The sequence below is a fragment of the Actinomycetospora sp. genome (genome assembly GCF_036497245.1).
GTDB lineage: Bacteria > Actinomycetota > Actinomycetes > Mycobacteriales > Pseudonocardiaceae > Actinomycetospora.
The window spans coordinates 1-4,257 of record NZ_DASXJS010000043.1 but is presented as its reverse complement, the minus strand read 5'-3'; the positions used below and the strand labels follow the sequence as shown (position 1 = coordinate 4,257).

2 protein-coding genes are annotated in these 4,257 nt (G+C 72.8%); both read left to right on the top strand.

Features of this window, described 5'->3' with window-relative positions; genetic code table 11:
* A partial coding sequence (gene glfT1 / locus VGI02_RS05270; protein ID WP_331626223.1) for a galactofuranosyltransferase GlfT1 occupies positions 1-774 on the top strand: 774 nt, incomplete at its 5' end.
* Positions 775-844: 70 nt separating this feature from the next.
* Positions 845-4,257: arabinosyltransferase domain-containing protein (locus VGI02_RS05265; RefSeq protein ID WP_331626222.1), on the top strand; the 3,413-nt coding region annotated here is incomplete at its 3' end.

Genomic DNA, 4,257 nt, shown 5'->3' with positions numbered 1-4,257 from the left:
CCGGACGAGGCGACCCGCGAGGTCGTCGAGTCCTGCGGCCTCCCGTCGACCTACCTGCCGTCGCGGCACAATCTCGGCGGCGCGGGCGGCTACGCCCTGGGCATGCTCACCGCCCTCGCCCACGGCGCGGACTGGCTGTGGATGGCCGACGACGACGGGCGCCCCACCGACGAGCACGTGCTCGCGACGCTGCTCGAGGTCGCCCGACGTCGCGATCTCGCCGAGGTGTCGCCGGTGATCACCGACGCCGCCGACCCGGAGAAGCTGGCGTTCCCGCTGCGGCGGGGACTGCGCTGGGTCCGGCGCCGTGCCGACCTCGACGGATTCGGCGACGGCGAGCTCATGCCCGGAATCGCGCACCTGTTCAACGGGTCGCTGTTCCGCGCGTCCACCCTCGACGTCGTCGGCGTGCCGGATCTCCGCCTGTTCGTGCGCGGCGACGAGGTGGAACTGCACCGGCGCCTCATGCGCTCAGGGCTTCCCTACGGCACGTGCCTCACCACGGCCTACGTCCATCCGGACGGCTCCGACGAGTTCAAACCGATGCTCGGCGGCCGTCTCCACGCCCAGGACCCGGGCGACGCCACCAAGCGGTACTTCACCTACCGCAACCGGGGCTACCTGCTGGCCCAGCCGGGCCTGCGCAAGCTCGGCGCCATCGAGCACCTGCGCTTCGGCTGGTACTTCCTCGTCGAGCGGCGCGACCCCGCGGCGCTGCGCGAGTGGCTGCGCCTGGTCCGCATGGGCCGGCGCGAGAGATTCCGGCGCCCGTGACACGGCGCAGCTCCCCGACAGGATCTCCCCGGACTTCGGAGGTCATCCCGCACATGTCAGGACGCACCACGTGCTGACGTCAGGCAACTCCGCGACGAACACGGCCACCGCGGTCCCCGGGACCGCGGCCCGCGCACCGGTCGAAGGACCACCGGGGTCGGACGGGCCGACCGGCGCGATCGGCCCCCGGGACCGGACGCTGCGACGCACCCGCTGGCTCGCGATCGTGCTCGGCGGGCTGGGCACCCTCCTCGCGCTGGTCTTCCCGTTCCTGCCGGTCGTCCAGGACACCGCGACGATCCACTGGCCGAGCCCGACGACCGGGACCCGGTCGATCGACGCTCCCCTGGTCGCGTTCCGGCCGCAGACGATGACGGCGTCGATCCCGTGCGCGACCGTGCGCAGCCTCGACACGCGCGCCACCCAGCGCGCGACGTTGCTGTCCACGACGCCGCCGCTCTCGCCGAACGGCTCCCAGGTCGGGCTTGCGCTCTACGTCGACAACGGTCAGCTCACCCTCACCGACCGCGGCCAGCAGGCGGCCCAGGAACCCGTGCCGGGCGGCCCCTGCAACGTCACGGTCACCTCCGACTACACCCAGACGGTGATCAACCTCGGCTCGGGCGCCGACGTGGTGCTCGGCGGGGACTTCCGGCCCCAGGTGGTCGGCATCTACTCCGACCTGGACTCCGCCAAGGATCCGACGGCGGGAATGAACGTCCAGGTCACCCCGGACACGCGGTTCCAGACGACGGCGACCCTGCTCAAGACCGGCGCAGGCGTGCTCGCCGTCCTGTGCTTCCTCGGGGCGGTGTGGGCGTTGCACGCCCTCGACAACCGGGCGGGCCGACGCGCGCCCCGGCTGGCCCCGAGGCGGTGGTGGCGGCCGACGGCCCGTGACGCCGCGGTCGTCGCCGGGCTCGTGATCTGGGGGGTGATCGGCTCCCAGACCTCCGACGACGGGTACATCCTCGGCATCGCCAGAGCGCGCGAGGCCGCCGGCTACATCGGCAACTACTACCGATGGTTCAACGTCCCCGAGGCGCCGTTCGGCTGGTTCTACGAGCTCTACTCGGTGTGGGTGCAGGTCAGCGACAACGTCCTGTGGATGCGCCTGCCCTCGGTGTTCATGGCCATCGTGTCCTGGCTGCTGATCTCGCGGGAGATGCTGCCGCGCCTGGGCCAGCAGGTCCGGGCGTCGAAGGCCGCGGGCTGGGCCGCCGCGATGGTCTTCCTGATGTTCTGGCTGCCGTTCAACAACGGGCTGCGCCCCGAACCGGTGGCCGTCATCTCCGCGCTCCTCGCGTTCTGCGCGGTCGAGCGGGCGGTCGCCACCCGGCGGCTCGCTCCGGTGGCGCTGGGGCTGGTGGCGGCGGCGTTCGCACTCGCGGCCACGCCCACCGGCCTCATGGCGGTGGCGCCGTTCCTGGCCGCCGCGCGCCCGCTCTTCCGGCTGGTCCAGGAGCGGGTGCGCCAGCTCGGATGGCTCCCGGTCCTCGCCCCGGTCCTCGCGTCGGGGCTGGTCGTGCTCGTCGCGATCTTCGCCGATCAGACCTACGCCGCGGTCATGGAGGCCAACCGGGTCCGGTTCCTCATCGGGCCGAACTACACCTGGTACCAGGAGGTCGTCCGCTACGAGTCGCTGTTCTCGGTCTCCGCGGACGGCTCGCTCGAGCGCCGGGCCCCGGTGCTGCTGCTGATGCTCGGGCTCGCGGTCTGCCTCGTGGTGCTGCTGCGCCGCGACCGCATCCGCGGGGCGGCGCTCGGCCCGTCGCAGCGGTTGATCGGCACCACGCTGCTCGGGTTCCTCGTCCTGGCCCTCACTCCGACGAAGTGGACCCACCACTTCGGTGCGTTCGCGGCCCTCGGCTCCGGCATCGCCGCCCTGACCGCGCTCGCCACGTCGTCGGACGTGCTGCGCTCCAAGCGGAACCGCTCGCTGTTCCTGGCCGCGGTGTCCGCCACCCTCGCGCTGGCGTTCACGGGTCCGAACACGTGGTGGTACACGAACAACTGGGGCGTGCCCTGGAACGACAAGTCACCGTCGTACGACCACCATCAGGCCTCGACGCTGCTGCTCGCCGTCGCGGGGGTCTGCCTGATCGTCGCGGCCATCGAGCACATCCGCGGCATCCAGGAGGACCGGCCGCCGTCGTCGGGGACGTGGGAACCGTCCGGGAAGCTGGGACGGCTCGCCATGCCGGTGCTGTCCCGGGCCAAGCGGGTGCGCGGATCGCGCCCGGCCAGCGCCGTCGAGCGCCGTGCCCGGGCCCTGCGGCTCGGGTCCGCGCCGATCGCCGTCGTCTGCGGGTTGCTCGTGCTCTTCGAGATGGCGTCCATGGGGAAGGGCATCGACAAGCAGTGGGACAGCTTCTCGCTCGGCGGTGACGTGGTCCGTCACCCGTTCTCGACGTCGTGCGGACTGGCCGACCAGGTCCGCGTCGAGGGCAGCCCGGCGGCGGGGATCCTCCCGCCCGCGCCGCCGTTCACCGGCGTCGCACCCTCCGCCAAGGGGGTCCTGCCGACCATCGCGCCGCAGACCCCGGTGGCCCCCGGCCAGATCCCCGCACCGCTGCCCCCGGACACCGTGCAGGCGTCGAGCCCGCAGGCGCAGCTGGTCGACCCGAACCCGGTGAACGAGGGTTTCCACGCCGAGGACGGGACCCCGCCGACCGGCGGCGGCACCGGCGTCTCCGGCTACGAGTACACGCTGCGCAACGACCTCGCGGGCCAGACGATCGGCACCTTCGACAAGGAGGGGCGCGGGACCGGGGTCCTGCGCACCCCGTGGCAGTCGGTCGACGACGCGCTCCGGTCCGGGCAGACCCCGCTGGTCATCAGCGCCGCGGGCCGGCTCAACGGCGGGAACAGCCTCTACCTCCAGTACGCCAAGCACCTGCCCGACGGCCGCATCCAGATCCTCGGCCAGGACTCGGTGGACGACGGCGCAGGCGGTGAGGCGCCGTGGCGCGAGATCAAGGTCAACCTCTCCTCCGGCAAGGGCGCCCAGGCCGACGAGATCCGCCTCGTCGGGCAGGACCGCTCGCTCGGGGTCGACGGCTGGATGGCGCTGGCCCCGATGCGCGGGCCGAAGCTGGTGCCGTTCACCCAGGCCGTCGGGACGCAGCCGGGTTACCTCGAGTGGCCGGTGCAGTTCGCGTCGCCGTGCCTGAAGCCGTTCGATGTGCGCGACGGCATCGCCGCGGTCCCGACCTACCGGCTCATCGCGGACGCGTCGCAGTTCCGGATCGGTGGCGAGACGTGGTCGCAGCCGTCGGCGGGGGGCCCGATGGGCTGGATCGAGCTGTTGGAGAAGCAGCAGGACGTGCCGTCCTACCTGCAGGGTGAGTCCACGCTGGACTGGGGCCGCATCGAGCGGCTCGAGCCGTACGCCCCGAACACGGCAGCGCCGGACGTGGTGCGCGGCGAGAAGACGGTGTGGGGCCTGCACGGAGACGGCGAGATCGGCGACCCGCCGCCCGG